Genomic DNA, 3,509 nt, shown 5'->3' on the forward strand with positions numbered 1-3,509 from the left:
TACCGTGATTTTGTTAAACGCTTGGACTACAGCTTCCGGATCAAGGGAAAGAAAACCAGTAGTGATGCTTGCTACGGTGATAACCGAAGCAGCGACTTTGTGGCTGAAAATCCCTTTCCACAATGAGGAAAAAGTGCCTTTCACTTTGGAAACAGCCTGCGGGAAGCGGAGTTTTTGCAATCCTTCTTGGAGTCGGCTGACCCCTTGACCGACACGACCCATTTGCCCCATTTTGGAGACTTTGCTCGCCTTGGAAACTTTGCTCAGCATGCCTGCTTTGCTCAGTTTGCCTAGTTTATCTACCCCTTTTGCTCCGACAAGGGAACCCACCACATAACCTTCCCATTCCGCCCTGCTGCTGGCGTCTCCATGGATGACATCTCGTTTAAACGACTCAGAAATAGTTCGCCAGATGGCCTTTCCAGTTTCAACAGGGTGCAAGATCGCACTGACAATCCCTTTTATCGTTTCGATGGGATGAACGATCATGTAGCCAATCCCCTTGACTGTATCCCACAGGCCTCTCAATATCCCGACTTTAAAACTTATTCTTACAATCAAAGTCGTGAGGATTAATGCCAAGATCCCGTCCAGCCAATCCCCCTGCTTGGCTTTTTCCCATTCACGGTCGGCTGTTTGTTTCAGCCAATTCCAGCCGCTGGAGACCTTTTCCTTTGTCCAATTCACTGCTTTCGCGATCGGCTCGGGAACCCAGTCCCATGAGCCATCTACTTTCTGTGGCTCCGGCCCTTGTTGAACTTTTTCAAAATGATCATTCACATGAGGAACATCAAAGCTGCCCCCACTGGCAAAAACTTGACCACCTCCCAACATGCCAAAGCCAACCAAGGTCAAAAGAAAGACGATTACGAATCGATAAAAATATTGATTCATCTCTCCCATTACGGAATATTCATGATCCGTAATGGATTCACCCCTCTCTACCAAAAAGGATTGGATATAGGAGCAAAAAAGACAGACTCGACCTTGGGTCAACTCTGTCCGATAAAAAATGTTGAAACAGTAACTTGGCTTTTAAGCGTTTGAGACCAATTCTCACGAAAATTGATTCATTTAAAATAATAAATAAATATACCAGTTTATTTGTAATATGATTCATTTTATTTTTGTCTAAAGAAGTAATTTTTAAGATTATAATATCAACCCAGTATGTTAGGAAATCTGAAGTTTTTGGACGCAATGTGTGAACTTTTTTCACTAATCGTCTGTAAAACAAATTGAATCGATAGTCTCAAAGCGAATTGGACATCATTTTGAGACACTTAAAAATGTTCCCCTTAGTACATGAAAAACGCCGAAACCGCTATTTTCAATGAAGCGATTCGGCGTTTTTGTTACTATTGAAAATCGACGACATTTACTTTGTTACAAACGGTGGTGTAAAACAATGACCAATCCTCTTGTGGCTCTAATGCCTTCTAGGGCAAGGTAGTCACGCTCTTTGAAAGAGCCTGATGAAAACCGGTTAGCTGGAAGAAACTCGTGCTTTCATCACATGCCCCAATTAAGCATTTTTAATTTTTGCATTCAGTTCCGATTCTTCATACCAAGTCTTATCTTGAAAATAAAATGCTTTTGACGAATCCGTTTGTTGAAAAACAATATGATAGGGTAAATCCTTACCACCTAATTGAAAATATAAGTCACACAAGTAATTTGCGTAATAATTTCTTGCAAAGTTCATCACTTCATCCATTAATTCGTAATCATAACCTTCATGATCTTCATTCCAGACCAGGTCTAGATCCTCAAAAGGTTCGCAAGCAAAAACTGCACTTTCCAAAGAAGAATCACTTATTTGATTTCCATTTTTATCAACGGAAATCATTTGTCCAAAAAAGTTATCTTTAGGTAGCGGCCTTGCCTCATAAAAAAGTTCATCAATGTCAAAATAGAAGTGAATCACTTTTGTCTTAGGGTGATAAGGAAAAGTCACAACTGTTCTCATGTTATCTTCAAATTCCTCGTGGATATTAGCTTGAATCTTTTTCTTAATATCTTCTAAATTCATCATCTTCACCCCCAATTCCCGTCACAAAGGAATCGAAATTTGCATTTTTTCTGCTGCTTGTTCATTCTCATAATACAATAGGTTTTTCATTAACTAGATAAACCTTCTAACAAAAAAAACCCCAGTCATTTGATAGGCTGGGGCGTCCTCATGCAAATTGGATCAATCATTCTGAGATAAGACAAAATGTTCAACATCTACTCCCAATCAAGCTCATTTGATAGTTCCCCTGTCTGATAAAAATGCTCAAAAGCTTTGACTACTTTTTGAAAACCTACCAGGTGAATGTCTGCTATATCGGTTGCAACTTGACCTGTGGCTAAAAATATATACTCATCTGGGTCGCCGTCTGGGTTAACTAACGTGTTGAATTCACCTTGTCCATCAAAAAACTCAACAATGTATAACCTTTGGCCTTTTTCTTCAATAAATTCTCCACCTGCTACTGTCATAAAGCCTACGTTTTCTAGTTTAAGGCTGGCTTGACTCACTTTTTTACCATCTAAACTACTCAATATACTAAAGATTTGTTCCCATGTAGGATTTTTTATCACTTGTGTCTTATCTTGAATACTTAACTCGAACTGTTTCATCTTATTTCACCCTACCAGCTTTTTCTCTTAAGACCTTCCCTCGGTCGAATAATTTCATCCCCATCAGGCGTTTTAACTATTAACTCGTCTAAACCTACTTCTTCAACAAGATTTTGAACTCCTCTACCATCACCACATGGGCCACAAAAGGGTCGATCTACAACTAAGGTTGCCTTTCCGCCTAGTATATTATGTTTTTTCCTGTATTGATAAAGATGCCAAAACACATCTCCTTCAGCATGAGTATACGTTTGACTATTTACAGCAAATTTTTCTCGAGGAACACCCAATTTTCCTATTTTACCTTTAGCCCATTCTTTTCTTAGCTCTGAATATCCGCCTACATCAACTCCCCAACCACTTCTTCCCCAGATTTGAACTCCATCTGATTCAAGGACTGCCACAGTATTTCCACTCTTCAACACATCCTTCTGAATGAGTATGTCATCTTCTTTAAGCGATGGAAGACCTAATTGCTTTCGAACTTGGGCTACATATTGTAAATCAATATCTCCTTTAGCCTTTTGATACTTAGGTACATTATTAACTTTAACTACTTTCTTTCCCTGAATAATTGCTCCACCATCTGTTTTATATCTTACCGCTCTTCCGTCCAATCGGGTAAGACCATCTATATTGCTAGTACCGCCGCCTTGACCGTCAGGAGCATACAAGCACTTAAAAAACGGTTCATTCACGGAAGCAAAATATTTCGGCGTTGGTTGATAGCCAAAACATTTTTCCGCATTTTTAAATGCCGTTTTGACTTCAAATTTCTCAGCAGCTACCGTGATTTTGTTAAACGCTTGGACTACAGCTTCCGGATCAAGGGAAAGAAAACCAGTAGTGATGCTTGCTACGGTGATAACCGAAGCAGCGACTTT

At 39.7% G+C, this 3,509-nt stretch carries 3 protein-coding genes and 1 pseudogene; all 4 read right to left on the minus strand.

The window, feature by feature from the left end; all coding sequences use genetic code 11:
• A pseudogene (locus I8U17_RS17835) lies at positions 1-894 on the minus strand (hypothetical protein); the annotation flags it as partial.
• Between the two features lie 631 nt (positions 895-1,525).
• Positions 1,526-2,032, minus strand: coding sequence for a hypothetical protein (locus I8U17_RS17840; protein WP_198059969.1), 507 nt, complete (start codon positions 2,030-2,032; stop codon positions 1,526-1,528).
• Positions 2,033-2,229: 197 nt separating this feature from the next.
• Positions 2,230-2,625, minus strand: coding sequence for a hypothetical protein (locus I8U17_RS17845; RefSeq protein ID WP_198059970.1), 396 nt, complete (start codon positions 2,623-2,625; stop codon positions 2,230-2,232).
• 11 nt (positions 2,626-2,636) lie between these two features.
• Positions 2,637-3,509, minus strand: an 873-nt coding sequence (locus I8U17_RS17850) for a hypothetical protein (protein WP_198059971.1), incomplete at its 5' end; no start/stop codon positions are given.

It is taken from the genome of Thermoactinomyces sp. CICC 10521 (assembly GCF_016055135.1).
Lineage (GTDB): Bacteria > Bacillota > Bacilli > Thermoactinomycetales > Thermoactinomycetaceae > Thermoactinomyces_A > Thermoactinomyces_A daqus.